The organism is Streptomyces sp. NPDC057877 (genome assembly GCF_042796855.1).
Taxonomy (GTDB): domain Bacteria; phylum Actinomycetota; class Actinomycetes; order Streptomycetales; family Streptomycetaceae; genus Streptomyces.
Genome location: NZ_JBHVMS010000018.1, coordinates 1 through 26,889 on the forward strand (window position 1 = coordinate 1; position 26,889 = coordinate 26,889).

At 71.1% G+C, this 26,889-nt stretch carries 23 protein-coding genes and 1 pseudogene; 14 read left to right on the forward strand and 10 right to left on the reverse strand.

Translation table 11 applies throughout. The features are described 5' to 3' along the window. The first annotated feature begins 100 nt into the window (after positions 1–100). The 3 genes from ACFVQG_RS37355 to ACFVQG_RS37365 are packed head-to-tail and all read left to right on the forward strand — an operon-like array spanning position 101 to position 2,855. Entirely contained in the window at positions 101–733 is a 633-nt protein-coding gene (locus ACFVQG_RS37355) for an ABC transporter permease (protein WP_383392762.1), read from the forward strand. Positions 734–768: 35 nt separating this feature from the next. Further along, positions 769–2,142 (forward strand): ABC transporter permease, encoded by a 1,374-nt coding sequence (locus tag ACFVQG_RS37360; protein ID WP_383392764.1) that lies wholly within the window; start codon positions 769–771, stop codon positions 2,140–2,142. Between the two features lie 5 nt (positions 2,143–2,147). Continuing rightward, positions 2,148–2,855 (forward strand): ABC transporter ATP-binding protein, encoded by a 708-nt coding sequence (locus ACFVQG_RS37365; RefSeq protein WP_383392767.1) that lies wholly within the window; start codon positions 2,148–2,150, stop codon positions 2,853–2,855. 880 nt (positions 2,856–3,735) lie between these two features. Here ACFVQG_RS37365 and ACFVQG_RS37370 read toward each other — a convergent pair. Beyond that, positions 3,736–4,971, reverse strand: a complete 1,236-nt coding sequence (locus ACFVQG_RS37370; protein ID WP_383392770.1) for an exo-alpha-sialidase — start codon at positions 4,969–4,971, stop codon at positions 3,736–3,738. Positions 4,972–5,401: 430 nt separating this feature from the next. On the opposite strand from ACFVQG_RS37370, the gene ACFVQG_RS37375 reads away from it, so the two are divergent. From ACFVQG_RS37375 to ACFVQG_RS37395, 5 genes are read left to right on the forward strand one after another with little or no spacing between them, the layout of a single operon-like run. After that, entirely contained in the window at positions 5,402–6,727 is a 1,326-nt protein-coding gene (locus tag ACFVQG_RS37375; RefSeq protein ID WP_383392773.1) for a serine protease, read from the forward strand. Positions 6,728–6,770: 43 nt separating this feature from the next. After that, positions 6,771–9,071, forward strand: a complete 2,301-nt coding sequence (locus ACFVQG_RS37380; protein WP_383392776.1) for a tetratricopeptide repeat protein — start codon at positions 6,771–6,773, stop codon at positions 9,069–9,071. Positions 9,072–9,118: 47 nt separating this feature from the next. Then, the gene (locus ACFVQG_RS37385) at positions 9,119–10,510 is read left to right on the forward strand and encodes a hypothetical protein (RefSeq protein ID WP_383392778.1); all 1,392 of its coding nucleotides are present in this window, start codon (positions 9,119–9,121) and stop codon (positions 10,508–10,510) included. Further along, positions 10,507–11,520: a hypothetical protein gene (locus ACFVQG_RS37390; RefSeq protein ID WP_383392783.1), complete on the forward strand. Its 1,014-nt coding sequence runs from the start codon at positions 10,507–10,509 to the stop codon at positions 11,518–11,520. The genes ACFVQG_RS37385 and ACFVQG_RS37390 overlap by 4 nt, the downstream gene beginning before the upstream one ends. Further along, a complete protein-coding gene (locus ACFVQG_RS37395; protein WP_383392786.1) occupies positions 11,517–12,770 on the forward strand; it encodes an ABC transporter substrate-binding protein in 1,254 nt (417 codons plus the stop codon). The genes ACFVQG_RS37390 and ACFVQG_RS37395 overlap by 4 nt, the downstream gene beginning before the upstream one ends. Positions 12,771–12,772: 2 nt before the next feature. Here the strand turns inward: ACFVQG_RS37395 and ACFVQG_RS37400 are convergent, their stop codons facing one another. The 7 genes and pseudogenes from ACFVQG_RS37400 to ACFVQG_RS37430 form a co-directional block, all read right to left on the reverse strand. Continuing rightward, complete coding sequence (locus tag ACFVQG_RS37400) at positions 12,773–13,447, reverse strand: response regulator (RefSeq protein WP_383392789.1); 675 nt, start codon at positions 13,445–13,447, stop codon at positions 12,773–12,775. After that, on the reverse strand, positions 13,444–14,664 hold the full coding sequence (locus tag ACFVQG_RS37405) for a sensor histidine kinase (protein WP_383392791.1): 1,221 nt from the start codon (positions 14,662–14,664) through the stop codon (positions 13,444–13,446). Before ACFVQG_RS37405 ends, ACFVQG_RS37400 begins: the two co-directional genes overlap by 4 nt. Positions 14,665–14,714: 50 nt before the next feature. After that, positions 14,715–15,785: a fatty acid desaturase family protein gene (locus ACFVQG_RS37410; protein ID WP_383392794.1), complete on the reverse strand. Its 1,071-nt coding sequence runs from the start codon at positions 15,783–15,785 to the stop codon at positions 14,715–14,717. Between the two features lie 211 nt (positions 15,786–15,996). Continuing rightward, positions 15,997–17,199: an acyltransferase gene (locus ACFVQG_RS37415; RefSeq protein WP_383392797.1), complete on the reverse strand. Its 1,203-nt coding sequence runs from the start codon at positions 17,197–17,199 to the stop codon at positions 15,997–15,999. After that, complete coding sequence (locus ACFVQG_RS37420) at positions 17,196–18,173, reverse strand: alpha/beta hydrolase (protein WP_383392800.1); 978 nt, start codon at positions 18,171–18,173, stop codon at positions 17,196–17,198. Before ACFVQG_RS37420 ends, ACFVQG_RS37415 begins: the two co-directional genes overlap by 4 nt. 139 nt (positions 18,174–18,312) lie before the next feature. Continuing rightward, positions 18,313–19,266, reverse strand: a complete 954-nt coding sequence (locus ACFVQG_RS37425) for a helix-turn-helix domain-containing protein (protein ID WP_383392803.1) — start codon at positions 19,264–19,266, stop codon at positions 18,313–18,315. A 239-nt stretch (positions 19,267–19,505) separates the two neighbouring features. Further along, positions 19,506–19,595: pseudogene (locus ACFVQG_RS37430) on the reverse strand (SAM-dependent methyltransferase); the annotation flags it as partial. 100 nt (positions 19,596–19,695) lie between these two features. On the opposite strand from ACFVQG_RS37430, the gene ACFVQG_RS37435 reads away from it, so the two are divergent. From ACFVQG_RS37435 to ACFVQG_RS37445, 3 genes are all read left to right on the forward strand, one after another. Further along, positions 19,696–20,268, forward strand: a complete 573-nt coding sequence (locus ACFVQG_RS37435) for a S1 RNA-binding domain-containing protein (RefSeq protein ID WP_383392805.1) — start codon at positions 19,696–19,698, stop codon at positions 20,266–20,268. 395 nt (positions 20,269–20,663) lie between these two features. Beyond that, positions 20,664–21,140, forward strand: a complete 477-nt coding sequence (locus ACFVQG_RS37440) for a peptidoglycan-binding protein (RefSeq protein ID WP_383392808.1) — start codon at positions 20,664–20,666, stop codon at positions 21,138–21,140. A 177-nt stretch (positions 21,141–21,317) separates the two neighbouring features. Next, complete coding sequence (locus tag ACFVQG_RS37445; protein WP_383392811.1) at positions 21,318–21,773, forward strand: peptidoglycan-binding protein; 456 nt, start codon at positions 21,318–21,320, stop codon at positions 21,771–21,773. Between the two features lie 322 nt (positions 21,774–22,095). On the opposite strand, the gene ACFVQG_RS37450 is transcribed toward ACFVQG_RS37445, so the two are convergent. Continuing rightward, the gene (locus ACFVQG_RS37450) at positions 22,096–23,427 is read right to left on the reverse strand and encodes a family 43 glycosylhydrolase (protein ID WP_383392814.1); all 1,332 of its coding nucleotides are present in this window, start codon (positions 23,425–23,427) and stop codon (positions 22,096–22,098) included. Continuing rightward, the gene (locus tag ACFVQG_RS37455) at positions 23,427–23,732 is read right to left on the reverse strand and encodes a hypothetical protein (RefSeq protein ID WP_383392818.1); all 306 of its coding nucleotides are present in this window, start codon (positions 23,730–23,732) and stop codon (positions 23,427–23,429) included. The genes ACFVQG_RS37450 and ACFVQG_RS37455 overlap by 1 nt, the downstream gene beginning before the upstream one ends. 207 nt (positions 23,733–23,939) lie before the next feature. Between ACFVQG_RS37455 and ACFVQG_RS37460 the strand changes: the two genes are divergently transcribed. From ACFVQG_RS37460 to ACFVQG_RS37470, 3 genes are read left to right on the forward strand one after another with little or no spacing between them, the layout of a single operon-like run. Next, a complete protein-coding gene (locus ACFVQG_RS37460; RefSeq protein ID WP_383392822.1) occupies positions 23,940–25,205 on the forward strand; it encodes an ROK family transcriptional regulator in 1,266 nt (421 codons plus the stop codon). After that, positions 25,192–26,052, forward strand: coding sequence for an ABC transporter permease (locus ACFVQG_RS37465; protein ID WP_383392824.1), 861 nt, complete (start codon positions 25,192–25,194; stop codon positions 26,050–26,052). Before ACFVQG_RS37460 ends, ACFVQG_RS37465 begins: the two co-directional genes overlap by 14 nt. Next, complete coding sequence (locus tag ACFVQG_RS37470; protein WP_383392827.1) at positions 26,049–26,861, forward strand: ABC transporter ATP-binding protein; 813 nt, start codon at positions 26,049–26,051, stop codon at positions 26,859–26,861. The genes ACFVQG_RS37465 and ACFVQG_RS37470 overlap by 4 nt, the downstream gene beginning before the upstream one ends. Positions 26,862–26,889: the final 28 nt, after the last annotated feature.

Consider the following 26,889-nt stretch of genomic DNA (forward strand, 5'->3'; position numbering starts at 1 on the left):
ACACCACACCTGGCCCCAGCCCACCCACACCGGCACTCAAGCAGTCCGCATCCAACGACCCCAACCCGCCGACCCCTAAACGCAACGGCATTGCCTCTACGTGCCGCTGCCCGTCGCGGAACGGCTCGGCAGCGGTGCCGCGGCTCTCGACGAAGCGGTCTTCAGGATCGGTTCACCGGAGCAGGCCGAGCGGCTGCACGCCGAGGCGAAGCGGCTGCTCGGCGCCGAGGATTTCGACTTCCGCGTGAACGACAAGGCGTACCAGGACCAGGTTCGCCCCATCCAACGGGTCGGCGCCTTCGCCGGACTGATCGTCTGGGTCATCGCCCTGGCCGGTGCGCTGATCCTGGGCCTGATCGTGATGTTGCAGATCCGGGAGCGGCGCAACGAACTCGGTGTGCTGCTGTCGATGGGCGAGAAGAAGTGGAAGCTCGTCGCTCAGCACGCCCTGGAGGTCGCGGTGGTCTGCCTGCCCGCGATCGCCGTCGCGGCACTGGCGGGTCACCTCACCGGCCCGTCCCTGGGCGACGCCCTGCTCGACCAGCCGCGACAGCGCACCGCGGCGGCGGGAGTGCCCGACACGGGGATGGCCCCGCCCACGGTGCGCGTCGAGCCCACCGACGTGGGAAAGGTCGCCGCCATCGGCCTCGGTATCTGCCTGGTCTCCACCGTCGTTCCCGGCGTCGGAATCCTCCGCCTGCACCCCCGCTCGATCCTCGCCGACAGCGAATAGCCCGCCGTCGGCACGAACCCAGAAAGTCGACACTCATGAACTTCGTCAAACGGGCAGGTCTCAGCCTGTGGGCCCGCAAGGGCCGGACGCTGATCACCTTCGCCACGTTCCTGGTCATCTCCGTCATGGTGCTGGCCGGGGTACTGATCAACGCCGCGACCGCCCGAGCCGAGCTGGAGGCCGAACGGTCGGTGGGCGCGGAGGTCAACCTCGGCATGGACACCCAGGCCCAGGGGAGCGTCGGTCAGGCGCCGACGATCGCCTCCTCGGTGGTCGAGGAGATGGGCCGACTGCCCCAGGTCCAGAAGTACAGCTACTCCATGTGGGACCGGGTCCTCCTGAAGGGCGACGTCGGACTCGTCACCGACGGTGTGGACGGCTCCATGGGTCCCGGCGGCACCCCGGGCGTCGGAGTCCTCGACTCCTCACTGCTCGCCGACTTCCGCAGCGGCGAGTTCGAGCTGCTCTCCGGCAAGCACCTGACCGCGGCCGACAGGGACAGGAAGCGGATCCTGATCGAGGAACGCCTGGCCAAGAAGAACGGACTCAAGACGGGCGACGAGATCACCCTGACCGGCAACGACGAGAAGACGACCGGGGAGTTCACCGTGGCCGGTGTCTTCCGCGACCCGCGCCCCAGCACCGAGCCGGAGCCCGAGTACTACGTCAACCCGGCCAACATGATCTACGGCACCGTCGGCGGCTTCGCCGCCCTCAGCACCCCCGGCAGCGGGGCCACGGAGGTCACCAGGGCGACCTTCCTCCTGACGGACGCCGACGACCAGGAGGCGTTCAGGGACCGGGCCGAGGACATCGCGGGCTCCGCCCTGAACGGGTTCAAGCTGGACGTCAACGACAAGGCCGTGCAGCAGATGACCGGCCCGCTCAAGAGCATCAGCTCCACCGCGACCCTCGCCATGTGGCTGATCGGCATCGCGGGCGCCGCCGTCCTCGCCCTCCTCGTCAACCTCGCCGTCAAGCAGCGCCGCAAGGAGTACGGCGTGCTGCTGTCCATGGGCGAGAGGAAGTGGAAGCTCATCGGCCAGCAGGCCCTGGAGATCACCGTCGTGGCCGCGCTGGCCGTCGCCCTCGGCGCGCTGTTCACCCCGCGGCTGACACAGAGCGCCGGTCAGTCACTGCTCGGCCGCGAAGCCACCTCCGCCCAGCGGAAGATCGACGCCTGGGAGCCGCCCCCCCTCGGCAGCACCGGCCTCAGTGACGGCATCGACCCCGACGACCAGCCGGTGCAGAACGCCGACCCCATCGACAAGATCACCGTGACGCTCGAGCCCGCGGACCTCGCCACCGTCGGTGGCACCGGGCTCGGTATCGGCCTGCTCGCCACCGCGATCCCGGCAGCCGCCGTGCTGCGCCTCAGCCCCCGCTCCATCCTCACGAACGGCAGGTGACCGCCATGACCAACGCCACCGCGGCCCCGTCCCTCCTCCGCCTCAACCGGGTCAGCCACACCTACGCGGGCCAGCGTCGCAGGACCACGGTCCTGCGGGACATCGACTACGCCTTCGAACGCGGCACCTTCTACACGATCCTGGGCCCCTCCGGCAGCGGCAAGACCACCCTGCTCAGCCTCGCCAGCGGCCTCGACACCCCGTCGAACGGCACCATCGCCTTCGACGGACGGGACCTCGACGAACTGGGCCTGGGCCGCTACCGCAACAAGCACGCCGCCACGATCTTCCAGCAGTACAACCTCCTCACCTACATGACCGCCCTCCAGAACGTCGTCTGCGCCATGGAGATCACCGGCGCCAAGCCCGCCCAGGGCAGCCGCAAGGCGCACGCCCTTCATCTGCTGGACAGCCTCGGCCTCGACCGGTCGATGGCCACCCGCGGCGTCCTGCGGCTGTCCGGCGGCCAGCAGCAGCGCGTCGCCATCGCCCGCGCACTGGCCTGTGACGTCGACATCCTCTTCGCCGACGAACCCACCGGAAACCTCGACGAGGACACCGCCCAGGGCATCATCGACACCTTCCGCGGCCTCGCCCACGAACAGCACAAGTGCGTGGTCGTCGTCACCCACTCCCAGCAGGTCGCCACCCAGTCCGACCGCATACTCACCCTCCGCAAGGGCAGGCTGACCGAGCAGGTGAACAGGCGATGAGGGCCGGTGTCCGGCCGTCTCAGACGACTTGGTGGCTCCGGCGTCGACGAACCGGTCCGCACCGACCGCGCTCGGCATCGTGGAGGGCGAACCCGGCCCTCCAGACGTCGTCCCCGCCGTTCAGCGGATCGGCGAGGGCCTCCCGCGGCAGGTCACCGCCACCCGTGTTGTCGACCAGGACGTCAAGCCGGGGGTCAGCGGCCAGAACCGCGTCCACCCTGCGCCGCGGGCCGTCGGCCGTGGACAGATCGGCGGGCACGAAGTCGGTGCTTCAGGTAGTCGTACAGGCTGGGCAGGGTTCTCCAGCAGGCTCCGCGCGGGACGTTCGTGCTGAGGTGCGCGGGATCGGCTGGGTGCTTCGTCAGAACGGACGCATGATGACTTCGGCCAACAGTGAGACCCCGTAGGTGTGTGCGCAGCGGTCTCCGTGCACTTCGAGGACCTCGACGCGTACGGAATGGTCCACCACAGCACGTACCCCTTCCTCTTCGAGCGGGCCTTCAACAGCTACCTGACACGCAAGGGGTTCTCCTTCGGCCGTGCTTCGGAAGCTGCCGTCGAGGGGTCGGCCCCACGGGGTCCAGCACACGGTGAAGTCGGGCAACGGCCAGTCCACGGGCGGCGCGACCGGACCGGGCCACGGATGCCGCACGGTGCTCCGCGCCCACGGCGGCGGCAACTCCTGCGGCGGCCTGGGGAGCCCACCCGGCCGTCCCCCAGCCCGGCGCCGTGGTGATCCGGGCGGCGACCGGCGAGGACGGTACGGCGATCCTGCGTCGCGTGTCGGACTGACGGCACGGCCCGTGTGAGCCCTCCTCCGGCTCGGTCGGCTGCGAAGAGGGCTCACGGCGTCAGCGGAGCGGGCGGATGCCCGCGGCCATCAGGTGACGCGGCCGGTGGCGAAGTACGCCCTGCACACCGTGCCCTCGAAGTCGGTCGCGATCTGGAGCACCCGGCTGCCGTCGGCCGAGGGCAGCAGCGGGGAGCTGTAGTTCTGGCAGTAGTTGACCTCGGGGTTCGGCACGGTCACCGGTGAGGGCATCTCGGACCAGGGACCGCTGCCGTTCTGCGTGTTGGTGAGGATGGTGCGACCGCTGCCCGGGGCGACGGTGCCGTCCCGGTTGAGCAGGCGCTGCCCGATCAGCAGGATCCGTCCGTTTGACCCGCCGCCCGGCGTGGGCGCCCAGGCGATGGTCGGCGTGGCGCGGAAGTACTTGCCGTCGGCGGTCTCGGGCCGGATGCCGAGGTTGGTGGGGCTGCCCCAGTTCCAGCCGTCGGCGGAGGTCCGGTAGTGCACCACGCACTGGTACTGCCCGCCGGGGTTGCAGATCTCGTAGCTCATGAAGTAGACGCCGTTCGGCAGCCTGCGCACCACCGGCATGCCCGGCCGGTCGGGCGACCAGCTGCTCGCCACGGTGTCGTGGTGGCCCTGCCAGCGGATCCCGTCGTAGCTGCGGGCGGCGACGAGCTTCTGGCTGTGCACGCCGTCGGTTTCATCGGCGTAGTGGCAGACCAGCGCGCCGTCGGCGGCCACGGAGAACTCCGGCTCCCACAGGCCGCCCGTGCCGCTGGCCACGGCGCAGGACGACAGGTACGACCAGGTGCGTCCGACGTCGTTGCTGCGCCAGATCCGCAGGGCCATACGGCGGTCCTGCTCGTCCTGACCGGCGGAGGAGGCCCACAGCAGCGTGCCCGCGGGCATCGCGCCCACCTGCCGGGGCAGCTCGAACAGGGTGGCGCAGCACAGCCCCTGGCCCGCGGCGGACTCGGGGTCGGCGACCTGGCCGACCTGGCGGAAGGTCGCCCCCGAGTCCCTGCTCTCGTGGATGGAGCCGATGCCGTTGTTGCCGTCGAAGCTGACGACGCTGGCGAGGACGCGCCCGTTGGCCCCGCCGCTGTGGGCGAGCCGGATGGCACGCGGGTACAGGGCCGTTCCGTCCCGGAGGGGGGTTCCCGTGGCCATGGGGGACAGGGGCTCCCGCGCCTCGGCGGCCGTGGCGGTGGGGACGGCCGACAGCGAGGCGAGTACGCACAGGAGGCTGAGCAGCAGGGTCCGTATCCGGGCGGGAGAGGGGCCACGACGGTGTCTGAGGGCATGCGAACTACGGGGGATCAACACGGCCTTCCCTTCATGGGGGTGGGATCCGCGCCAGGCTAGAACGGCTTGTACATCGATGTAAACAGGGGCGTCATGAGACGGACACATCGCCCGCCCTGCGACCCCCGCGACCTCAGCCGCGCGAGACCATGCCCTTGCCGAGGCGGCCCGAGGCCTCGCGGCTCACCTCGTGATGGCGGCCGTCCGTCCACGGAAGCGGCTTGACGCCGACCTTAGTTCGATGCGTCGAGTCACGGCTCACCGAGCCCCCGAGCCGCGCCTCCACCACGCCCAGGCGCAGGCCCGCACCGTGTGCCGATGGCCTCCGCGAGACTGCCCGGTTCCGGGTCCGCCACGTCAACTCAGCGCCCGCTGCCCCCAAATGGCCCGATCAAGCCGTGTTACGAGTCTAGGGAGGCACCGGGGTCCACGCGTACCCTGTGGCGGCATGGGGGAGCTGCGCGCGGACTGGAGGCTGAGGTTACGACGCGGCGACGCACACGGTCCGCTCTGCGGCGCCGGTGTGCTCGTCGACCAGCACACGGTGCTGACCTGCGCACATGTCGTCAGTCGGCCGGATGCCGTGATGTGGGTGGAGTTCGCGGAGAACCGCGACCTGGAACCGGTGGCCGCACGCGTGCTGCCCGGCGGCTGGCTCCCCGAGGGGGAGGGCGGCGAGGACATCGCCGTACTGCGTCTGGACAGCCCCCGCCCGCAGGCGCGCCCCGCACCGCTGGAACCCCGGATGTGGGGCGGCATGGAGGTGTTCGCGACCGGCTACGCGGAGGGCTTCGACGACGGCCTCACCCTCTGGGGGCGGATCGGCGGCACCAGCGGTGAGCGGGTGCAACTGGACGCCGCCACCAAGGCGGAGGTGGTGCGCGCGGGCTTCAGCGGCGCCGCCGTGTGCACCCGGCCGTACGAGGGGCGGCCCGCGCGCGTCGTCGGCCTCGTCGTCAGCTGGCGCGGGGACCTGGGCGAACTGCTGCCCGAGACCAACCGGCTCGCCTTCTCGTATCTGATCCCCGTCGACCGCATCGCCGAACTCTCCCCGGTCGTCAAGGAGCTGAGCAGCCCGTACGCCTGGGACCGCGGCTTCGAGGAACGGCTCACCCGGTGGCTGGACGACCCGGACGACGACCCGGTGAAGATCACCGTGGTGCCTCCGGGCAGCGGCAAGGAACGCTCCCTGCGCCATCTGCTGCACCGCGCCGACGAGGTCTACCGCGGCGGGCGCTCCAGCAGGCCCGAACTGGCGGACCACGTCCTGGAGCACATCGCCTTCCCGCCCGGCCAGTACCTGGCCTACTGGGACTGGCTGCTCGGCACCAGGCCCCGCCCCCGGCCACTGCCCGCGCCCCCGCGCCGCCCACCCACCGTCGTCGTCGACGGCCTCGACCAGGAACCCGAGCCCGGCCCGCTGATCGGCCTGCTCGCCCGGCTGAGGGAGTGCGGGGTGCGGCTGCTGCTCGTCTTCCGGCACGAGGGCGGCACCGGCTGGACCGCGGCACGCGACACCCTGCTGCGGCCCGCCCTCCTCGGCCACGCGGACGTCCTGCTCGCCCGCCTGAAGCAGGCGGAGTTCAGCCACGAGGTCCGCTACGGCGTGGTCGGCAGCGGATCGCTCGAATCCGCGACCGAGACGGCCGACCGGCACCACGCCGAACGCCGCGCCCTGGACGGCGTGTCGGACCCGCAGCGGCAGCTCACCCGGTTGCGGGAACTGATCGCGGCGCTCCGTGCCGAACTACGACGCCACCGGAGCCGGAGATGACGGCCCCGCCCCGGGCACACCGAGACGGAAGGGCGACCCCGCGATGACGCTCTGCCCGCACCGGCGCTTCACCGGAGCCCCCTGCGGCGGAACCGTCCTGCCCACCGGCCACTGCGCCGAGTGCGGTCGCCACGAGAAGGACCCCGGACTGCCCGACCTGCCCGGCACCCCCCGCGACCACGGGCCGCGACAGCTCCTGACCCTGCCCGAGCGTGAACCCCGCCCCGCCCGCGCCCGTCTCATCAACCCCGAGGCACCGCTGCGCGTCCGCATGGGGTGCTCGTCCCCCGACTGCGGCATCACCTTCGGCCCGCCCTACACCGCGGATCCCGTGCCGGTCCAGGGCCACTGCCCGGCCTGCGGCGCGCGCTACTCCTACCGGCCCGACCTCACCGAGGGCGACGTACTGCGCGGCCAGTACCGCATCCTGGGGCCCATCGCCCACGGCGGCCAGGGCTGGGTCTACCTCGCCCAGGACACCCACCTCGGTGACATCGTCGCCGTCAAGGGGCTGCTCAACCGCTACGAACGGGACGGCGCCCGGCTCGCGGACGTCGAACGCCGCAACCTCGCCGCCATCCGCCACCCCCGTATCGTCCAGATCCGCGACTACGTCGCCCGCCAGGACGACACCGGGCAGGTGACCGGCGGCTATGTCGTCATGGACGACGTCGGCGACGGCACCCTGGAGAAGATCGTCGAGGAGACCCGGCGCGGCGAGTTCGTCCTCGACATCGAACACGTCGCCGCGTACGGCTGCCAGATCCTCGAGGCGCTCGGCCATCTGCACGCGGGCGGCGAACGCGTCTTCCTGTACGGCGACATGAAGCCGTCGAACGTCGTCCACCACCGCGACGGTGTCAAGGTCATCGACCTCGGCGGCGTGCGGGAAGAGGGCCAGGAAGAACCCCCCGCCCATGTCACACCCCCGTACATGGCGCCCGAGACGGAGACCTCCGGCCGACTCACCGTCGCCCACGACCTGCACACCGTCGGCGTCACCCTGCGCGAACTCGCCGTCTGGGCCGTCGACGAGGTCCCCGGTCTCGGCGCCGCCTCCTTCTGGTGGGTCATCGAACGCGCCACGCGCCCCGACCCCGGTCTGCGGTTCGCCGACGCCCAGGACATGGCGGGGCAACTGCGGGGCGCCCTGCGGGAGATCCGTGCCCTGCGCGGCAAGAGCGACCCACCCGAGCCCTCCCACCACTTCCGGCCGTCCCCCAGACTGCTCGGCGCCCGGCTCGGCACCGTACCCGGCATCACCCACTGGCTCCACCGCCCGCGCCGACACCGCCACGACCCGCCCGTGGCGCCCACCCTCGACCCCGGCACACCCGCCCCCACGGAGATAGCCCGCTGTCTGCCGGTGCCCCGCCGCTACCCGGACGACCCGCAGACCGCCCGGTTCGAGGTGAGCAGCGGCTACGACCCCGACCAACTCCTCGGCCAGGACGGCGAACGGCCGACCTCGGTGGAGATCTGCCTGCACAACGTGCGCGTCCTGCTGCGCCGCGACGGACGCGACGACATGGAGCGCGCCCAGGAGGAACTGGACACCGCCGACGCCATCCCCGGCCCGCGTGCCGTGCGGCAGTGGCGCCTGGAGTGGCACCGCGCCCTGGTCGCGCTGCGCCGCGCCGACCTGGACGCCGACGCACGGCTCGTCGCCGAGGCCAAGCGGCACTTCACCCGCGTCCGCCTCGACCTGCCCGGCGAGTACGCGCCCAAACTGGCCCTCGCCTACTGCGGGGAACTGCTCGACGACGACACGCACGGGCCCACGGCGAAGGAACTGTACGAGGCCGTGTTCGCCCGCAACCCCGCGCACGGCGGTGCCGCCCTGGGCCTGGCCCGGCTCGCCCTGCGGGACGGCGACCGGGCGGGCGCCCTGGACGTGCTCGGCCGGGTGCGTGAAGGCTCCCTGGACCACACCGTCGCCCGGATCGCCTCCCTGCGCGTCCGCGCCGCCCGGCTGCCCGGCGGCCGCGACCCCCTGCCCACACCCGCCGAGGTCGACGCGGCACTGGCCGAACTGCACCGCCTCGCCCGCCGCTTACCGGGCGCCGGCGAGCCCACCCTGTCCGCGGACGAGGCGCTGCGCCTGAGCATCGAACTGCACGAATGGAAGCTGGACGCCCTGCACGGCCGCAGCGACGGACCCGGCGCGGGCGGCGCACGCTTCGGCGCCCGCCGACTGCGGCGGCTCAGTCCGCAGGAACGCGACGTACGCGTCCAGATGGAGCGCCACTACCTGCAACTGGCCGCACACCACGGATCGTCCCCCACCGCACACGAGTACCTGGTGGACCTCTCCCACGTGGTGCGGCCACAGACGACGTTCTGAGCATCCGGCCCGACAACGACACAGGCGAAGGAGGGGTGACGCACCGCATGAGCAGCGTCGTCCGGCCGCCGCACCTCGGCATCCAGCTCCAGGTCGACCTCGACCAGCGGCTCACCCCGCGCCGCAACACGAGGATCGAGGCCCATCTGCGCGTCCAGGCGACCGCCACCGGAGCCGCCGCCGAACTCCCGGCCGTCGAACTCGCCGTGATCATCGCGGTGGACGTCGCCGAGCCGCACCGCGCGGCCGTGCGGCACGCACTGCCCGCCGTACTGCGCGCCCTGCCCGACGACATCTCCTTCACGGTCCTCGGCGGCGGCCCCGAACCCACCCGCTGCTACCCCCTCGGCGACGAGGAGTGGGCCGTGGCCGACCCCCGGGAGAAGCGCCGGGCCGCGTTCGCCGCCGGAGCCGTGCCGCTGCACCGGGACGGCCCACGGCCCGCCGGATACGCCCCCTGGGTGGCCCGCGCCCGCGCCCTGCTCGCCGCGCGCCCGCTGTCCGTACGCCACCTGCTGCTGATCACCGACGGCAGCAGCGCACCGGGCGAGACCAGGATCCAGGAGGAACTCGACGCCTGCGCCGGACAGTTCAGCTGCGACGTGTTCGCCATCGGCAGCGACTGGTCCCCCGATCCACTGCTCGAACTCGCCGAACGGCTGCAGGGCACGGCGGAGTTCGTGGACGGCGGCCTCCCCCCGGCGATCACCCTCGCCCTCCAGCGGCTACGCCGCGCGCACACCCCCCAGCTGCCGATCGAGGTGACCGTGCGGCCCACCGTCCGCCAGGTCTCCCTGGCCGAGAAGGCGCCCCGCCCGCACCGCCTCGGCGGACTGCCCCAGCCCGGCCACCCGCACCGCTGGTCCTTCCCCGCGCACCCCTGGGAGCCGGGCAGCTACGACTACCTGCTCACCCTCGTCGCCGACGCCGACCCCGACCCGCTGGAGACCGACCTGCTGTTCGCCATGGTCACCGTCGGCGACACCCACGCGCCGGTCACCGCACGCTGGCACCGGCCCGAACAGCCGCCACTCCCCGGCGAGGCGGGGGGCGGCAGCGTGCGCTCCATGAACGCCACCACCGCGATGCGGGCCGCCCTGCGCAAGGGCCTCGCCGCGATCAAGGAGCACCGCACGGACGAAGCCGAACGACTCCTCGGCCAGGCCGCCCAGTTGGCCACGCGGTACGGCCCCGACTGGGTGCTCCAGGAGATCCTCGTCGTCGCCGACATCGACGACGCGCCCGCGGGCCGCGTCCGGGTGCGCACCACCGTCGACACGCACACCCTCGACCCGATGATCCTGCGGGCCGGAACCCGTCCGGGCGGCCCCGTCACCGACGCCCCGGAGCCACCGGCGGACCCACGCTGCCGCCACTGCGGGACACCGGCCGGGCGCGAGGCCCGATTCTGCATCGCCTGCGGGGAGAGACTGCTGTGACCACCCCGCGCGCCCTCTCCCCGACGGTCCTGTGGCGCAGACTGCTGCACCCCTGGAGCACCCGCCGACTGCTGGAGACACATCTGCTGGTCCTGCTCGTGTGCTCGGCCGTGGCGGCGGTCAGCCTGCTGGCCTCCTACCGGCAGACCGAGCGGGCCGCCGAGTCACTCGCCGCCCGACACGCGCCCACCGCGCAGGGGCTCGCCGCCACCCGGCTCGCGGTGCTGCGCGCCGACCGGGAGGTCGAGGAACTGGTCGACCGGGGACTCGTGGACGTCGCGGGCTCGGGGGAGACCTACCGCGCCCAGCTCTCCGCGGCCGACCAGGGCCTGTCCTGGATCGGGGACCGCACGGACCAGGACCTCAGCACCGTGAACGGTCTGCTCACCTCCTACGGCAACTCGATCACCAGCGCCATGACCCGGTACCACGACCAGTCGCTCATGCAGGAACACAAACGGGCCGAGGCCCGCTCGCTGCTCACCCGCGCCCGCGTCGGACTCGTGGCCCGGCTGGACCAGTTGCAGCGCAACCAGAGCGAGCAGGCGACGGCCACCGCCACCATGAGCGGCTGGCAGCGCGCCGGATGGTGGATCGCCGAACTCAGCCTGGCGGTCCTGGCCCTGACCCTGGTCTCCGCGCTGTTCGTGCTGCGCGACCGCTGCGGCCGGGACTGGGACCCGTACCTGCTCGCCGCCCTGCTGCTGACCGCGCTGTTCGCGGTCGTCCCGGCGCTGGCGGTGTCCTCCGCCCAGCACCACCTCGACGAGGTCCGCGCCGATCTGGACGCCATCACCGCGCTCTCCCAACAGCGCCACGACGGCTCCGAGCTGGCCGACACGCAGGAGACCCTCACGGAGGAGTCCGAGCGGGTCCGGCAGAAGCTGGCCGACGGCACCTGGGCGGACCCGGTGTACCAGGGCTCCCTGACCGGTGGCCTGCTGATCGTCGTACTGCCCGCGGTGGGGCTGGGCCGCCGCCTGGAGAAGGACTACTGGGGGCGCACGTGACAAGGCGGTCCAAGGTGACGGCGATCCTCGCGGCGCTGGTGCTCATCGTCAGCGTCAGCCTGGTGGCGCTCTGGGCGAACCAGGAGGACGAGGAACCGGTGACCATCCTCGGCGTCTGGACGGACGCCCAGGAGGAGCAGTTCGAGGAGGTCCTGCGCGGCTTCGGCATCCCCTTCGACTACCAGGGCACCGCCGCCCAGCGCGAAGTGCTGCTCTCCCAGGTGCAGTCCGGAGAGCCCCCGGACATCGCGATCATGCCGGGCGTCGGCGAACTCGCCGAATACGCCGCACAGGGCCGCCTCGAACCCCTGAACGGCCTCTACGACGCCAAGGCGTACGGCCCTCCGTGGAGTGCGGCGGACCAGACCTCCGGACCCGTGTACTGGGTCCCGGTCAAGGCCGACGTCAAGAGCATCGTCTGGTACCGCGCGGGCAACAAGCCCACCGCGGCACCGGCACCGCTGGAGAGCTGGTGCATCGGCATGAGCGACGACGGCGCCTCCGGCTGGCCCGGCAGCGACTGGATCGAGGACCTGGTGCTGCAACGGTCGGGCCCGAAGGCCTACGGCGCGTGGGCGCTGGGCCGGGAGGAGGGGGAGTGGACCGGCGATCCGGTGCGCACCGCCTGGGAGACCTGGGGCCGACTGCTCCAGCAGAACGAGCAGGCCGCCAGGCGGGCCCTGCTCACCGACCACCGGGGCGAACCGGACCGCAACGGACTGCTGTTCGCGGGCCGGGGCGGATGCACCCTGGAACACCAGGGCTCCTTCGCACGCTCCTTCTACCAGGGCAAATCCGCCGGTCTGACCGACTCCGCCGCACTCCTGCCCGAAGGCCCCTATGAGCAGCGGGCCCACGAGGTGACCGGAGACTTCGCCGTGCTGTTCAGCGACCGCCCCGAGGCCAGGGAACTGATAGGCAAGCTCGCCTCCCGGGAAGGACAGCGCGCCTGGGCCGCGTTCCCCGACGTCTTCTCCGCCAACAGCGGGGTGCCACCGAAGAACGGCCCGATCGGCAAACAGATCACCGACCTGCTCACCGGCCCGGGCGTCCGCTGCCTCGACGCCTCGGACGTCATGGCACCCGCCGTCCGCGACGCCTTCTACGAGGCCACGCTGCTGACCATGGCCCGCGCCGCGGAAGGCACCGACCTCGGCATCCCCGACCTGCTGAGCGACCTGCAGCGGGTGCAGAAGGAGGCACAGCCGCGCACGGGTACGGGACTGGCCAGGGTGTGCAGTGGACCGTGACCCTACTCGCCCGGCGACACCAGCCCCGATTCGTACGCGAAGACCACCGCCTGGGCGCGGTCGCGCAGGTCGAGCTTGGTCAGGACGCGGCTGACGTGGGTCTTGACCGTCTGCTCGGCCAGGACCAGCGTCTCGGCGATCTCGGTGTTGGACTGGCCACGGGCGACCAGGGTGAGGACTTCCGTCTCCCGTTGGGTCAGGCCCTTGAGGCGCAGTGCGGGCTTGCCCCGGGTGGCGGGAGCCTGCTTGGCGAAGTCCGCGATGAGGCGGCGGGTCACGGAGGGGGCGAGCAGTGCGTCGCCCGCGGCCACGATGCGTACGGCCGCGACGAGGTCGTCCGGTGGCGCGTCCTTGAGCAGGAAGCCGCTGGCGCCCGCCCGCAGTGCCTCGTAGACGTAGTCGTCGACGTCGAAGGTGGTGAGCATCAGCACGCGCGGCCGGTGTGTCACCCCCGGCGGGGGTGACAGGAGACGGCGTGCGGCTTCCAGGCCGTCCATCTCGGGCATGCGGACGTCCATCAGCACGACGTCGGGATGGGTGCGCCGACTCAGCTCCACTCCCTGTGCGCCGTCGGGTGCCTCGCCCACCACGTCGATGTCGCTCTGGGCGGCCAGCAGCGCGGCGAAGCCTGCCCGCACCATGGCCTGGTCGTCGACGATGACCACGCGAGTCGTCACGTGAAGTCCCCTTCGTTCAATTGGAGTTGGGCGGCCACCCGGAAGCCGCCGTTAGGCAGCGGCCCCGTGTCGAGGGTGCCGCCGAGCAGCCGCACCCGCTCGCGCATACCGACGAGGCCGTGCCCGGTGTCGCCCACCTCCAGTGGCGCGGCGGGCGGCTCGGGCGGCGGCGCGTTGACGACGAGGACGGTGAGCTGGTCCCCGTCCGCCGAGACCGCCACCTGTGTCGCGGCGCCCGGCGCGTGCCGGACGACGTTGGCGAGGGCTTCCTGGACGATGCGGTACGCGGACAGGCCCACCGCCTCCGGCACCTCGGCGTCGCAGGGGCTGAACTCCACCGGCACGCCCGCCCGCACCGTCGCCTCCACCAGCTGCCCGATCCGCGTCAGGCCCGGCTGGGGCGCCAGCTCGCCGCGCGCCTCCTCGTTGCGCAGGACGCCGAGCAGGCGCCGCATCTCGCCGAGCGACTCACGCGCGGTCGCCGCGATGGACGTGAACTCCTGCTGCGCATCGGGAGGCAGGCCGTCGAGGCGGTAGGCCGCGGTGTCCGCCTGCACGGTGATGACGGACATGTGGTGCGCGACGACGTCGTGCAACTCGCGGGCGATGCGGGCGCGTTCCTCCAGCAGGGTCCGCCGGTCGCGCTCGGCCTCGCTGATCGTCTCCTGCTCGGCCAGCCTGCGCTGCGCCTCGTACCGTTCGCGCAGCGCACCGCCGAGCACGAGCGCGACGCCGCCGAGGATCGTGACCAGCGTGCTGGTGTCGCTCGTACCGTCGGGGGCGAAGAACCGCAGGCCGACGTTCACACCCGCCGTCGCCAGCCACACCGCCAGCAGGGTCCGGCGCGGCTCGCGCAGGCCGAGGGCGAGGCAGAGGCCGACGTACCCGACGACCTCCATGGGCGGGAACGGCCACAGGAGCCGCTCCGCGAAGTCGACGGTCAGCAGGGCGAGCGCCCCGGCCACGTCCGCGGCGAAGATGACGTACCAGGCCCGCAGCGGGTGCACGACGGCGAGCAGCAGCGGCGCCGCCTGGGTGACGGCCAGCGCGCTGGCGATCCCGGCGTTGAGGCCGTAGTCGGCGGTGAGCACCTGGATGGTGGTGGGCAGCAGGGCGACGGACAGCACGAAGGCCACGCCCCACGACAGCAGCCGCACCCACCGGGGCGAGGCCCCCGCGGGCAGCGGGCGCGGGCGTTGCTCCTCCACTGACGTCATGGGTGTCAGCCTAGGGGGGTCGGGACGGCGTCCGGAGTCACGCCGACACGTCAGATGTCGGCACGCAGGGGTTCTCCCACCTCGTACATGTGCCGGAGTGCCTGCCGGTAGGAGTCGACGAGGCCGGTCTCCGCGTAGGGGACGCCGAGGTCGCGGCAGTGGGCCTTCACCATGGACTGGGCGAGCCTCAGGTGGGGCCGGGGCATGCTCGGGAACAGGTGGTGCTCGATCTGGTAGTTCAGGCCGCCGAGGAACCAGTCGGTGAACACGCCGCCCTTGATGTTGCGGGAGGTGAGGACCTGGCGTCGCAGGTGTCCCCACTTCTCGCCGTCGGGGTCGGGCATGTCCATCCCCTTGTGGTTGGGCGCGAAGGCCATGCCCAGGTGGAGCCCGAACAGGGCCTGGTGGAGGGCGGCGAAGACGAGTGCGTGCGTGAGCGGCATGGTCGTCAGGAGCAGGGTGACGTACCCGGTGACATGGGCGACGAGCAGCGTGCCCTCCACCAGGCGCTCGCGGCCGGTCTGGCGGCGCAGGTCCTTGAAGCCGTAGAGCTTCAGGGCGAGGCCTTCGAGGAGGGTGAGGGGGAAGAACAGCCATGCCTGGTGACGGGTGAGCCAGCTACGGAAGCCCGTGCGGGTGGCGGCCTGCTCGCCGGTGAAGACGAGGATGTCGGCGGCGACGTCGGGATCCTTGTCGATGTGGTTGGGGTTGGCGTGATGGCGGTTGTGCTTGTCGTTCCACCACGCGTAGCTCATGCCGAGCAGCAGGTTGCCGTGGATGAGGCCGATACGGCGGTTGGTGACGCGGTCGCCGCTGATCTGGGCATGGCCCGCGTCGTGGCCGATGAACGCCGTGCGGGCGCACAGGACGGCGAGTACGGGGGCGAGAGCGAGCACCCACCACGAATGGCCGATGAGTGCCATGCCGGTGACCACGGCGGCCAGGCCGAGCGCGTTGGTCACCATGGTGCGCGCGTACCAGCCGGTGCGCCGGTCGAGCAGCCCCTGTCCCTTGACGGCGCGGAGCAGGGGCGTGAACTCGCTGCCCGTGTCCGGTGGGGATTGGCTGACCACGGTGTTCTCGGGGTGCGGCAGGGCGGTCTCGGCGGCCAAGGACGGCATGGTTCTCCTCTGGTGTCCGGTGACGGGTGCTGATGCGGCATGTGGCGCGTCCGCCCGGCTGGTACGAACGTACGGATCAGGGGTGTGGGCGGGCCATCCGGCCATCACCCGACCGATCGGGGGGTATCCCGCAGGCCGGGGGTGGGGCTACCCGCAGGTGACGACGTGGCGGGACGACCGAGCCGTTGACACGGCGGTGTGGGTACGTCACTCAGGCCGCCAGCGCGAAGTAGGCGAAGCCCGCCGCCAGCACCCCCGCCGCCGCCCGGCGCGGCGTACCGGTGCCGTCCCACGGGGTCTCCAGGCGTCGCGCGTACTTCGCGATCACCACGAACAGCCCGGCGAACAGCGGCATCCAGGCCACCCGCGCCAGGATCCATCCGACCGTGTCCGGCGCGGTGGTCAGGCCGGGGATCTCACCGGCGTACGAGGCGGGGACCGCGGCGGCGAGCATCGCCGTCTGGTGCCAGCACAGGATCGTCATCGCCGACAGGTTGATGATCACCACCGGGGCCCACAGGGCGGGGCGGCGCAGCAGCCGGGCCAGCCGGTCGCGCAGCAGGATCGCCGCGCCGGACTGGGTGGCCGCCAGCGCGAGGACCAGCAGGGACGGCGGGTGGGAGTTGGTCCTGGACACGCCGGGCACACCCACCATCGACGCCGGGTAGTGGAAGGCGAGCAGCAGCGTGGCGAACAGGGCCGCGCCGCCCGCGAACAGCAGCCACGCCTCGCGGCGGCCCAGCCGCCGGTCCGCCCAGGACACGCCCAACTGGTAGGCGAACATCCACCTCGGCAGCAGATTGAGCAGGCTCACCCAGGACGGCATCACGTCCGCGTACGGCCCGTACCGCAGGAGGTCGACCACCGCGACCGCGCCCAGTAGCGGGGCCGCGGACCAGAAGCCCAGGCGCCGCGAGGCGCGGACGCAGTACGGGGTGAGGGCCGTGATCACCGCGTAGACGCCGACGAACCACAAGGGCTGGACGACCAGTGTCGAGGCGGTGTGCAGGGTGGCGGTCGGGACGCCGAGGCCGTAGTGGAGGGTGGGCAGCAGCAGCGCCCATACGGCGGTGACACCGAGGACCGGGCGGCCCAGCCGGGTGAGCCTGCCGCCGATCCACTCGCGGGCCGAGCCCTTGCGGCGCTGGTAGGACAGGTACGAGGAGTGGCCGCCGACCAGGAAGAAGATGCCCAGCATCTGGAGGAGCCAGCTGACCGGGGACAGCGTGCCGAACGTGGCCAGCGGGCTGGCGTTGTGCAGGCCACCGCCGGTGTCGAGGGTGAAGCCGCCGAGCAGCCAGTGGCCGGTGGGGACGGCCAGGAGGGCCAGCGCGCGCAGACCGTCGAGGGCGCGGTCGCGGTGGGCGGGGGTCCGGTCGTCGATCGTGGCGGCGAGCTTCATGGCGGTCCTCATGACAGACCCCCGTCGGCGATCGCCGCGAAGGCGGTCAGGGTGGAGGTGCCGGGGGTGAAGTACGCGTCGTGCGCCGGGACGTCGCCTGCGGGCAGGACGGTCGCGCCGAAGTCGGGCGAGGTGGGGTCCTGGCCGTGGCCGAGCCCCAGGAACTCGACGTTGGGGACGCGGTCGATCCAGTCGTGCGGGGACTTCGCCGCCCACACCCGGGCGCCGGTGCCGAGTGCGGTGACGTCGTCGGCGCGCATGCCGGGCGAGCCCATGACGACGATGTCGCTCGCGTCGGTGCCATCGGCGGCGAGGCCGCAGACCACCGAGCCGTAGCTGTGGCAGAAGAGGGCGGGGTCGGGCAGGCCGGTCGCGTCCAGGCCGTCGGTGAAGCGGGCGAGACGCTCGGCGCCGGTCCCGGCGAGTCGGCCCGTCGCCAGGTCGGCTCCGATGCCGGAGGGGGTGGTGTAGCCGACCCAGGCGATGACGGCGGTGTCGTCGCCCGCCGCCTCCTGGAGGTCGGCGGCCCACCGCGCCGTACGGTCGGAGGTCGGGAGGTCGATGTCCGAGCCGGGGACGATCACCGAGACATGGGCGGCGTTCTCCAGGTCACCCGCGACCCGCGCGATCAGACCGCGTCCGCGCGGGTCGTAGGCCAGGACCTGGTCGCCCGCGGTGGCGTTGGCCTCGTAGCGGAGGTGGACGGGGGCGCCGTCGAGGTTGCCCACCACGGTCGGGTGGTCCTCGACGAGCCGCTGTTGCTGGGCGTCGGTCAGGTCGGCGAAGAAGGCCGCCACCGCGGACGGGGTGGTCGTGGTGGGGTCGGGCAGTGCCCTGCCCAGTGAGTCGTCCGCCAGCCAGGCCGCGGTACCGGGAGGCGGACCGTTCAGCGCGCCCGCGCCGCTCGCCGAGGCCCAGCCCGCCGTACTGCCGACCAGCAGTGCGGTCAGTGCGGCAGTGCTCAGGGTCTTCCTGCAGCGACGCATCCGTCCAGCTCCCTCTGTCTCGTCCGTGGTGACGGAGAGGAAGGTAGGAAGGCGGTGCGGTGCGCGGCGTCACTCCGGGGAGCCAAGTCGGGAGTGATACCGGGGTAGGGGGTGGGTCAGGCGCTGTCAGTGATCGCGTTCAGCCGTGCTGGTCGCGCCAGGCCCGGGGTGAGATGCCGTACGTCTGCTTGAACACCTTGCTGAAGTGGGTGGCGTCCGTGAAGCCCCACCGTCGTCCCACCGCCGCGATGGTCCACAGCCGTCCGTTCGGTCCGGCCAGCTCGCGCTTGCATTCGGCCAGGCGGCGTGTGCGGATCCACTCCCCGAGGCTGATGCCCGCCCGGGACAGCACGACGTAGAGATGACGCACGGAGATGCCGTGTGCGGCGGCGATCTGTGTCGCCGACAGATCGGGATCGGTCAGGTGCGCCAGGATGTACTGAGTGATCCGCAGACCGAGTGTCGCCTCCAACGGGCCTCTGGCCAGGGTGGAGTTGCCGTGCTGGGATGTCAGGACGGCGCGTAGGAGTTCGATGCTGGGCTGCACGACGGCGTCGGCGTGCACGCCCTGGTGCAGGTCGTCGGCGACGGCCAGTTGGGAGAAGTAGGGGAAGGCGAGGCGCGCGACGGGGTTGCCGGATCCCAGGGGGACCGCGGTGATGTCCCGTAACACCCGGTCGGGGAGGGCGAGTGCCGCGCGGGGGAAACGTATGAAGCGGTAGTCGACTCCCTCGTCGAAGAGATGTGTGTAGGGAGCGATCGATTCGTAGACGGCGAGTTCCCCCGGCCTCAGCAGGCACTCACGGCCGTTCTGCACGATCACGCTGCTGCCCGTCATCTGAACACCGAGAGTGACGGCAGGCTCCTCGTCCTCCCGGGCGAGCCGCTCCGTCCGACGGAGCGCGACCGCGGTCGCCCGCGCCGAACAGATCCTGATGGGTCCCACGGCGCCGAGCCCTATGCGTACGGAGATGTCCTCAGCGGCGGGACGGTGGTCGATGTCGACTGCCACCATGGATTTCCACACCGCGTTGCGGACCACTTCCTCCCGGTCCCGCGGCGGTATGAACGTGGTGTCCAGGACCGGGCTCATGAGGCGGACCTTCGGCCGCGTCGGTCACAGAGCCGGACTTGCAGTACCTCGGCCCGTTCCCTCACAAGTCACCCCTCCACACGCATAGTTCCTGACGTCAGTCTGGGGGGATTCCCGCTCGTTGTGCAACGGCTTCGACGGGCACACGCGGAGGACCCCTCACCGGATGACGTGTCACCTCGTGGCGCTGCACGACTGACAAGGTTTCCTGGAATCCGGTAGACGGAGACATGCGAGTGCGACCCGACAGCGAACTCGAGCGCCGCCCCGTCCCCGGCCAGTTGGGCGAGGCGGTCCACCGTCGGCTCCGGCACCTCGGGCGCGAACATGCCGGACCCGGGCGGGCCCTGCACGCCGGACGTCCCCTCAAGACTACGGCGTCAGCGAACCTCGCACCCGGTGCGCAGAGCTTCGTGAAAGGCTGGGAGCATGAGGGGTGGACCGTCTGAGAACCCAGAACTCTGGGCCTTCCTGGAAGCACTGCACTACGGCGAGTTCCTTTCCGGCACCATCACGGCTATCGAACGGTTCGGTGTGTTCGTGGCGCTGGACGACGGACCCGACCATCCGGTCTTCCCCGGCGTCGGGTTCATCTCCTTCGCTGAACTGTCCTGGCGCCGTTTCGAGGCAGCCTCCGACGTCGTGCAGGTCGGGCAGCGCGTCTCGTGTGCGTTCCTCCAGTTCGACACGTGGAACCTGGAAGCCAGACTGTCCTTGAAAGCCACACAGCCGGATCCCGTTCAGGTATTCGCCGACACCGTCGCGGTGGGGCAAAAACTTACTGGCCAGGTCACCAAGCTGATCCCGGTGGGCGTCTTCGTCCAGGTCGCCGACGGAATCGAGGGACTGGTCCCCCTGCGAGATCTCGCCTGGACAACGGTGGAGACCGCATCAGATGTCGTCCAGGTCGGCGACACGATCACGGTGGTCGTCACCGAGATCGATCGAGAGCGACGCAAGGTGACGCTCTCCCGACGACCCAGCTCAGCCGCCGACGCGTGACGCGCTGCGTTCCTGTGACATGCCTGGTGCTATCCGCCAAGCAGATGTTCCCTGTTCGCGGCGGCGCCGTGCTCCGATTTCTTGTGGCCCCCGCGTGAGGCGGCGCGACCTTGGTGCGGTGCATCACTGACAAAGTTCCCTGCACGGGTGACCAAGTTGGAAGCATGCGATGGCCGTAAGGTCATGGGGCGAGGCCAGGGAAAGGGGGAGGGAGCGGACGGCCTGGCTATCGGTCTTCTCGGGGACCCTGTGCACGATGCCACGGCGCCGCAGGCGCTTGCGGCACGGACCGTCCGCAAACTCAAGCCGTAGTAAGGGCGCGGCATGTGCCGCTCCTTGGAGAAGTCATTCCCTTATCCCGCCCCGCAGTGGCGGGACAGTGAAGAGGACAACAAGTGCGACTTGCCTTGACGAGGACGTTCATCAGCGCTGCCACCGTGATCGGACTCGCCACTGGAAGCCTGGCGGGCGCGACCATCAGCTCCGCGGCGTCCGAGCCGACCGCCAAGCCTACGGCGAGCACCCAGGACGTTTCCGTCCTCGCGGTGAACAACCTCGGCCTGACCGTTTCCAGGGCGAAGAACTGGCAGTGCTTCCTGGCCCGCTCCGGCTTCCAGACCTGGGAGCACAACGGGTTGCTGGGCACGGACAGTTGGAAGGCCGCACAGCGGCTGTTCAACGCGCAGGGCTTCTACGGAAGTACCCGCTTGGTCGTCGATGGAGTCGTCGGACCCTACACGATCAAGGCGTTGCAGCGCTTCTTGAACTCCTTCGGCTACCGCCTTGTCGTTGACGGAATCGCCGGAGACAGGACCACGGCTGCCTTCTGGGAATTCAACGGCGTCCCTACTGACGGTCCTCAGTGTGTGTGAGCCAAGTCCACGCCACCGCGTGCCAGTTTGACCCCTGGGATGCTGAGTAATCGGCACGGCGCTCACGGAGCGGCCCGCACGCCCCCCACGCACAACAGCCACCCTCGCTCGCAGTCTCACCGCGGAGTCGGTCGGCCCGACGGTTCCGTTCATCGCACGTCCACGGAGGTACACACCATGCGAACCCTCACGAAGGCGCTCGTCAGTGCCACTGCCGCGGTCGGCATCGCCACCGGCGGCCTCGCGACCACCGGCACGGCTGTGGCAGCCCCGGCCCCCACCCAGCAACAGACGGCGACCAGCGAGGTCGGTACGCTCGCCGTGGTCAACCTTGGGCTCAGCACCAGGCAGGCCAAGAACGTCCAGTGCTGGCTCAAGCACTGGGACTACAGGGGCGAGATCGACGGCCTTCTGGGGACCAACAGCTGGAAGGCGTTCCAGAACTACCTCGAGGTCGCCAGGGGCTACAACGGCGAGATCGACGGTATCGTCGGGCCGCAGACGATCCAGGCGCTGCAGCGCCTGCTGGCGTCCGCCTGGGGCTACGAGGGCCGGATCGACGGAATCGCCGGAGAACAGACCAAGGACGCGTTCAAGCGGTTCGCCAATGATCAGGCCGTCTACTGTTCCTGAGGAGCCTCCCGCTCACGGTTGTCGGCGGTTGTCGTCGGCGTCGGGCAGCCAGCCCCACGGGCCGTTCGGATGGCACTCGAAGACACCCGGCCCTCTGGACGGCCGCCGTCACCTCGACGGCGGCCGGGACGGCGATGGGGGCGTGGCTGAGCCGGTGCCAGCCGCCCCGTCGCCAGTCCAGCGCCCCGTCGGGTGCGGCGATCCGCTGGGCGAAGACGCGGCGGCGGACCAGGGGCACGCGCACGTCTCCGGTCTGAGGGCTCACCCCGGCAGACCAGACCGCGGAACCCCTCGCGGTCGACGGGCCCGTGGTCGGCGACGGTCAACCACCCACCGCGACCCCTGGGTTACGACGCTTGACGTACAACCGGTTCCCCTCCGGCCCGGTCCACTCCAGCCGTACGACCCCGGGCACCGCCGCGTCCCCGACGCGGGACGGGTCCGCCCAGTAACCGGCGACCGGATTGCGGAAGAACGTCGCCCAGAGGCCGCCGCGGTGGTCCCGGAAGATGTTGTTGTGCCCGGCGCCGACACCCAGGGTCCAGCGCTCGGAGTAGGGCCCCTCGAAGCGGTCCGCGACGGCGACGACCGCGTCGTACTGGAACTGCGTACGCCCGGCCTGGGGCGGGTCGTAGGCGATCCGCTCGCTGCCGTCCGCCTGGGTCGACCTCCTGCTCCACGCGGCGTGGAGCAGGTAGTACTTGCCGCCGTGCCCGAAGACGTAGGCGCCTTCCAGGTAGGGCTCGGGGGAGTACGGGACCTGCCGGAACCTCGGGAGGCTGGTGGTGGGGACGATGTCCTCCATGTCGTCGCGGAACTCGGCGTAGAGATCGTTGTGGAGCACGAGCCACGCGTCGCCGCCCTCGCTGTAGAGGCCGCCGTCGATGTGGTGGTACGCCCCGGGCTCGATGAAGGCCGGTCCGCCGATGAACGGCTCACCGAAGGGCTTGTCCAGGTTGCCCCGCGCCAGGCGGTACGGTCCGGCGATCCCGCCCTCGCTGACCAGCATGAACGAGCCGACCTTCCGGGAGTGGTCGCCCATGCACGCGACGATGTACCACCTGCCCCTGAAGTAGTGCAGTTCCGGGGCCCACACCTGGCCGCGCTTGCCGAAGCGGTCGTCGTACCAGTACTCCTGCCACGGGGCGACGACCGTGCGCCCGGGACGGTTCTCACCGACGAACTCGGGCGACCAGACCTTGCCCTTCTCGGCGCCGGGGCGGAAGCGGGTGGTGTCGACGAGTCTCCACGGACCCTTCAGTGAGGGTGCTATCCATACGAAGATGCCGTCGTTCCACGGGGCCGCCACATTGAGCCCGGGGGTCCGGGTGGTGCCGGTGGCGACGTAGAGGGGTCGGCCGCCGACCGTGAAGCAGTTGACATAGGTGTCCCGCATCCACACCTTGCCGCTCTCCCTGTCGCGGGGGCGGAGTTCGAGCGGGAGGACGAAGGAGTTGTCCTCGCGGGGCCAGAGGTCCGTGCGGGCGTCGGCGACACCGTAGGGCTCGGCGTCGGGCCAGTTCGGCGGATAGGTCCGGCTCGGCTGACCGGGCGCGGCCTGGGCGGCCGTCACCGGCATGGCCGCCGCCACTCCCAGTCCGACGGCACCGGCCAGCAGGGATCGTCGGCGCAGCTCGCGGTCGTCGCTGGTCATCAGCGGGATCCTCCTTCACCGTGCGGGGTGTTGGTGTTCTGTCCGAGTGGGGCCGCCACCCGGGGGTTCACGTCCAGCCTCTCCACCGGTCTGCCACGCCCGCGTCGCGTGAGGTGCGGCGTGCTGACGACGACGGCGCCGTCGGCGACCAGCTTGGCGACCGTGTCGTACAGGGTCGTCCGGGACAGACCGCTGAGGCTTCGCAGCCCGCTCCGGTCAAGGGGGCCGTTGGCGCGCAGCAGTCCGAGCACGAGTGCCTCGTGCCGACCACCGGAGTCTGTGGGAGAGCGGTGCCTGCTTGCCATGCCGCACAGCATGGGAAGGTCCGGCCATTTGCGTCAACAGTGCGGATAAATAATCCGGAACCTGTCGACGGAGCAGTAGATGAGCAGTAGATGAGCAGTAGATGAGCAGTAGATGAGTAGCAGGCGCGCGGCCGGGCACAGAGCAGTCATCGTGCTTTTTCTGCCGGATCATTGACGGAATGACATCGCCTACCTACCTTGACCGACATGCGAACGCCCAACGGAGTGCACGCGCTTGTCAGGCGGACCCATGAGGAACGCGTCCTGCGTGCGCTGCAAGAGAACGGCGCCCTGAGCCGTGCCGAGATAGGACGGGTCGTCGGCCTGTCCCGCACCACCCTCTCCGAGATCACCGCGGACCTGCTGCAACGCGGCGCCATCGTTGTCGTCGACACCGACGCCTCCCGGCGCGAGGGCAGCGGACGACCGGCCGAGCGGCTGGCGCTCGACCCGGCATCGGCGCAGTTCATGGGCGTCGACTTCGGTCACCGGCGCGTGCACGTGGCGGTGGCCGCCGCGTCGCACGAGGTCATGGTGTCGGGCTCGGTGCGCTACGACGACACGGCGCCCTGGCGGGAACGCATCACACTCGCCCTCGACCTGGTCGAACGACTGACCACCGAGGCCGGAGTCCACTACGGCGCCCTCCAGGGCATCGGCATCGGAGTGCCGGGCCCCTACCCGGTCCCGGAGGGCACGGCACGCCCCCGCACCAACGCGGCGGGGACCGTGCTCCGTCCCGCACCGGAAGGCGTGGACGTGGCCTTCGCGGAGCGCTTCGACGCCCCGGTGATAGTCGACAACAACACCCGGCTGGCCGCCCTCGCCGAGGCGATCAGCGGCGCCGACAGCATCGACGACCTGGTGTACATACGGCTGTCGGACGGCGTCGGCGGTGGACTGGTCGTCGGCGGCCAGCTGGTGACGGGCTCGGCGGGGCTGGCCGGTGAACTCGGCCATGTGACCGTCGATCCGTCGGGCCGACCGTGCCGGTGCGGCAAGCGGGGCTGTCTGGAGACGGTCGCCTCGGTGCCCGCGATCCTCGCGGCCTGCTGGGAGTTCGGCCTGCCCCTGGACGGCCTGCGGGACCTGGCGGACGCCGCCGCCCGCGCGCACCCCGTCGCGAACCGGGTGCTGCGGGAGGCTGCCGGGGCGCTGGGACGTGTCATCGGAGCGGCGACCATGACCCTCAACCCGTCCAAGGTGGTCATCGGCGGTGAGATCGCCCACCTGGTGCCCGTGATCGTCGAGCAGGTCGCCGCCACCCTCGCCGCCGAACTCTTCCCGACCGCGGCGGCCAGCCCGCTCGTCGAGGCCGCGCGGCTCTCCGACGACGACGGCGCCATAGGCGCCCTCGCCGCGGTCTTCCACAGTTCCCCACTCCTGGCGAGGTATCCCGAGACCGCCGACGTCAGAGGCGACTGCGGTACCCGCAGTTCCCTCAGCGAAGGAGCCGCCCATGTCCGTCCTTGACAAACGGGGTGCCCGACCACGTCAACCGGCTGCCGCGCGGACGCCGGGAGAGCCAGCCGCCGCGGACGACACGAAGAACGCGCCGGAGCCCTCACGACGGGGCCGACGCGGACTTCCCCTGGCCCTGAACGCCGTGTCCGTCGTCCTGGGCATCGCACTCTGGTGGGCCATGGCGGCGGCCGGATTCAAACTTCCCGAACCGCCCGAGGTCGTGTCGCGGGCGGCGGAGCTGATCAGTGACGGCACCCTCGGCCAGGACATGCTCGCCAGCCTGACCCGCGTCCTCATCGGCTTCGCCCTCGGTACGGCCGTCGCCATCCCGGTCGGCTTCCTCATGGGCTGGTACGGCATCCTGCGGGGTCTCATCGAACCCTGGATCCAGTTCTTCCGGACCATCCCACCACTGGCGATCATCCCGCTGGCCGTCGTCATCATGGGCATCGACGAGACCCCGAAGATCTTCGTGATCTTCCTCGCCGCGTTCCTGGCCTGCGTCATCTCGACCTTCCAGGGCGTGGTCAACGTCGACCGCACCCTGATCAACGCCGCCCGCGTCCTGGGCGCCAAGGACGCGACCATCTTCGCCCGCGTGGTGGTGCCCGCCTCCACCCCGTTCATCCTCGTGGGCATGCGCGTCGGCCTCGGTTCCGCCTGGGCCACCCTGGTCGCCGCCGAGCTGATCGCCGCCCAGGAAGGGCTCGGCTACCGCATGCAGAACGCCCAGCTCTACTACGACCTGCCGACCATCTTCGTAGGCCTCATCTCGATCGGTGTCCTCGGCCTCCTCATGGACCGCGTCCTGCTGCTCGCCGAACGCAAGCTCACCGGATGGCAGGAGCGCCGATGACCAGCACACCCGCCAAGATATCCGTCCAGAACGTCACCAAGACCTTCGCCCTGGGCCGGGACACCTTCACCGCGCTCGACGACGTCTCGCTCGACATCGCGGACCACGAGTTCGTCACCGTCGTAGGCCCCTCCGGCTGCGGCAAGAGCACGCTGATGAACATCCTCGCCGGGCTGGAGACGGCCAGCGCGGGCCGGGCCCTGGTGGACGGCGTACCCGTCTCGGGGCCGGGACCCGAGCGCGGGGTCATCTTCCAGCAGTACGCCCTGTTCCCCTGGCTGACCGTGCGTCAGAACGTGGAGTTCGGCCTGCGCACGACGGGCGTACCCAAGGCCGAACGCCGCGCGCGGGCCCAGCACTTCATCGAACTGGTCGGCCTCGAACGCTTCGCCGACGCGTTCCCCAAGACCCTCTCCGGAGGCATGCGGCAGCGCTGCGCCATCGCCCGTGCCTACGCCGTCGACCCGTCGATCCTCCTGATGGACGAACCGTTCGGCGCCCTCGACGCGCTGACCCGGGTCACACTCCAGGAGCAGCTGCTGCGCACCTGGAGCCAGGACAAGCGCACGGTCCTCTTCATCACACACGATGTCGACGAGGCCGTCTTCCTGGCCAACCGCGTGATCGTCATGGCGGCCCGCCCGGGGCGCGTCTACGACGTCATCGAGGTGGACCCCGCCATCGCACGCGACGAGGCCTTCCGCCTCAGTCCGGAGTTCGCCGCGCTGCGCAACCGCGTCTGGCACTCCGTGTACCACCAGCAAGGGCGCACCGCCGCCGATCTCCTGCCCAGCGCTTCAACGAACTGACACGGAAGGGACTCACCTCGTGCGACCC

Excerpts from the sequence above, each read along its gene's own strand:
- ACFVQG_RS37360 (WP_383392764.1), top strand. The coding sequence starts at position 769 with ATGAACTTCGTCAAACGGGCAGGTCTCAGCCTGTGGGCCCGCAAGGGC.
- ACFVQG_RS37405 (WP_383392791.1), bottom strand. The coding sequence starts at position 14,664 with ATGACGTCAGTGGAGGAGCAACGCCCGCGCCCGCTGCCCGCGGGGGCC.
- ACFVQG_RS37435 (WP_383392805.1), top strand. The coding sequence starts at position 19,696 with ATGAGGGGTGGACCGTCTGAGAACCCAGAACTCTGGGCCTTCCTGGAA.
- ACFVQG_RS37470 (WP_383392827.1), top strand. The coding sequence starts at position 26,049 with ATGACCAGCACACCCGCCAAGATATCCGTCCAGAACGTCACCAAGACC.
- ACFVQG_RS37445 (WP_383392811.1), top strand. The coding sequence starts at position 21,318 with ATGCGAACCCTCACGAAGGCGCTCGTCAGTGCCACTGCCGCGGTCGGC.
- ACFVQG_RS37425 (WP_383392803.1), bottom strand. The coding sequence starts at position 19,266 with ATGAGCCCGGTCCTGGACACCACGTTCATACCGCCGCGGGACCGGGAG.
- ACFVQG_RS37385 (WP_383392778.1), top strand. The coding sequence starts at position 9,119 with ATGAGCAGCGTCGTCCGGCCGCCGCACCTCGGCATCCAGCTCCAGGTC.
- ACFVQG_RS37365 (WP_383392767.1), top strand. The coding sequence starts at position 2,148 with ATGACCAACGCCACCGCGGCCCCGTCCCTCCTCCGCCTCAACCGGGTC.
- ACFVQG_RS37460 (WP_383392822.1), top strand. The coding sequence starts at position 23,940 with ATGCGAACGCCCAACGGAGTGCACGCGCTTGTCAGGCGGACCCATGAG.
- ACFVQG_RS37375 (WP_383392773.1), top strand. The coding sequence starts at position 5,402 with ATGGGGGAGCTGCGCGCGGACTGGAGGCTGAGGTTACGACGCGGCGAC.
- ACFVQG_RS37420 (WP_383392800.1), bottom strand. The coding sequence starts at position 18,173 with ATGCGTCGCTGCAGGAAGACCCTGAGCACTGCCGCACTGACCGCACTG.
- ACFVQG_RS37455 (WP_383392818.1), bottom strand. The coding sequence starts at position 23,732 with ATGGCAAGCAGGCACCGCTCTCCCACAGACTCCGGTGGTCGGCACGAG.
- ACFVQG_RS37465 (WP_383392824.1), top strand. The coding sequence starts at position 25,192 with ATGTCCGTCCTTGACAAACGGGGTGCCCGACCACGTCAACCGGCTGCC.
- ACFVQG_RS37380 (WP_383392776.1), top strand. The coding sequence starts at position 6,771 with ATGACGCTCTGCCCGCACCGGCGCTTCACCGGAGCCCCCTGCGGCGGA.
- ACFVQG_RS37450 (WP_383392814.1), bottom strand. The coding sequence starts at position 23,427 with ATGACCAGCGACGACCGCGAGCTGCGCCGACGATCCCTGCTGGCCGGT.
- ACFVQG_RS37415 (WP_383392797.1), bottom strand. The coding sequence starts at position 17,199 with ATGAGGACCGCCATGAAGCTCGCCGCCACGATCGACGACCGGACCCCC.
- ACFVQG_RS37410 (WP_383392794.1), bottom strand. The coding sequence starts at position 15,785 with ATGCCGTCCTTGGCCGCCGAGACCGCCCTGCCGCACCCCGAGAACACC.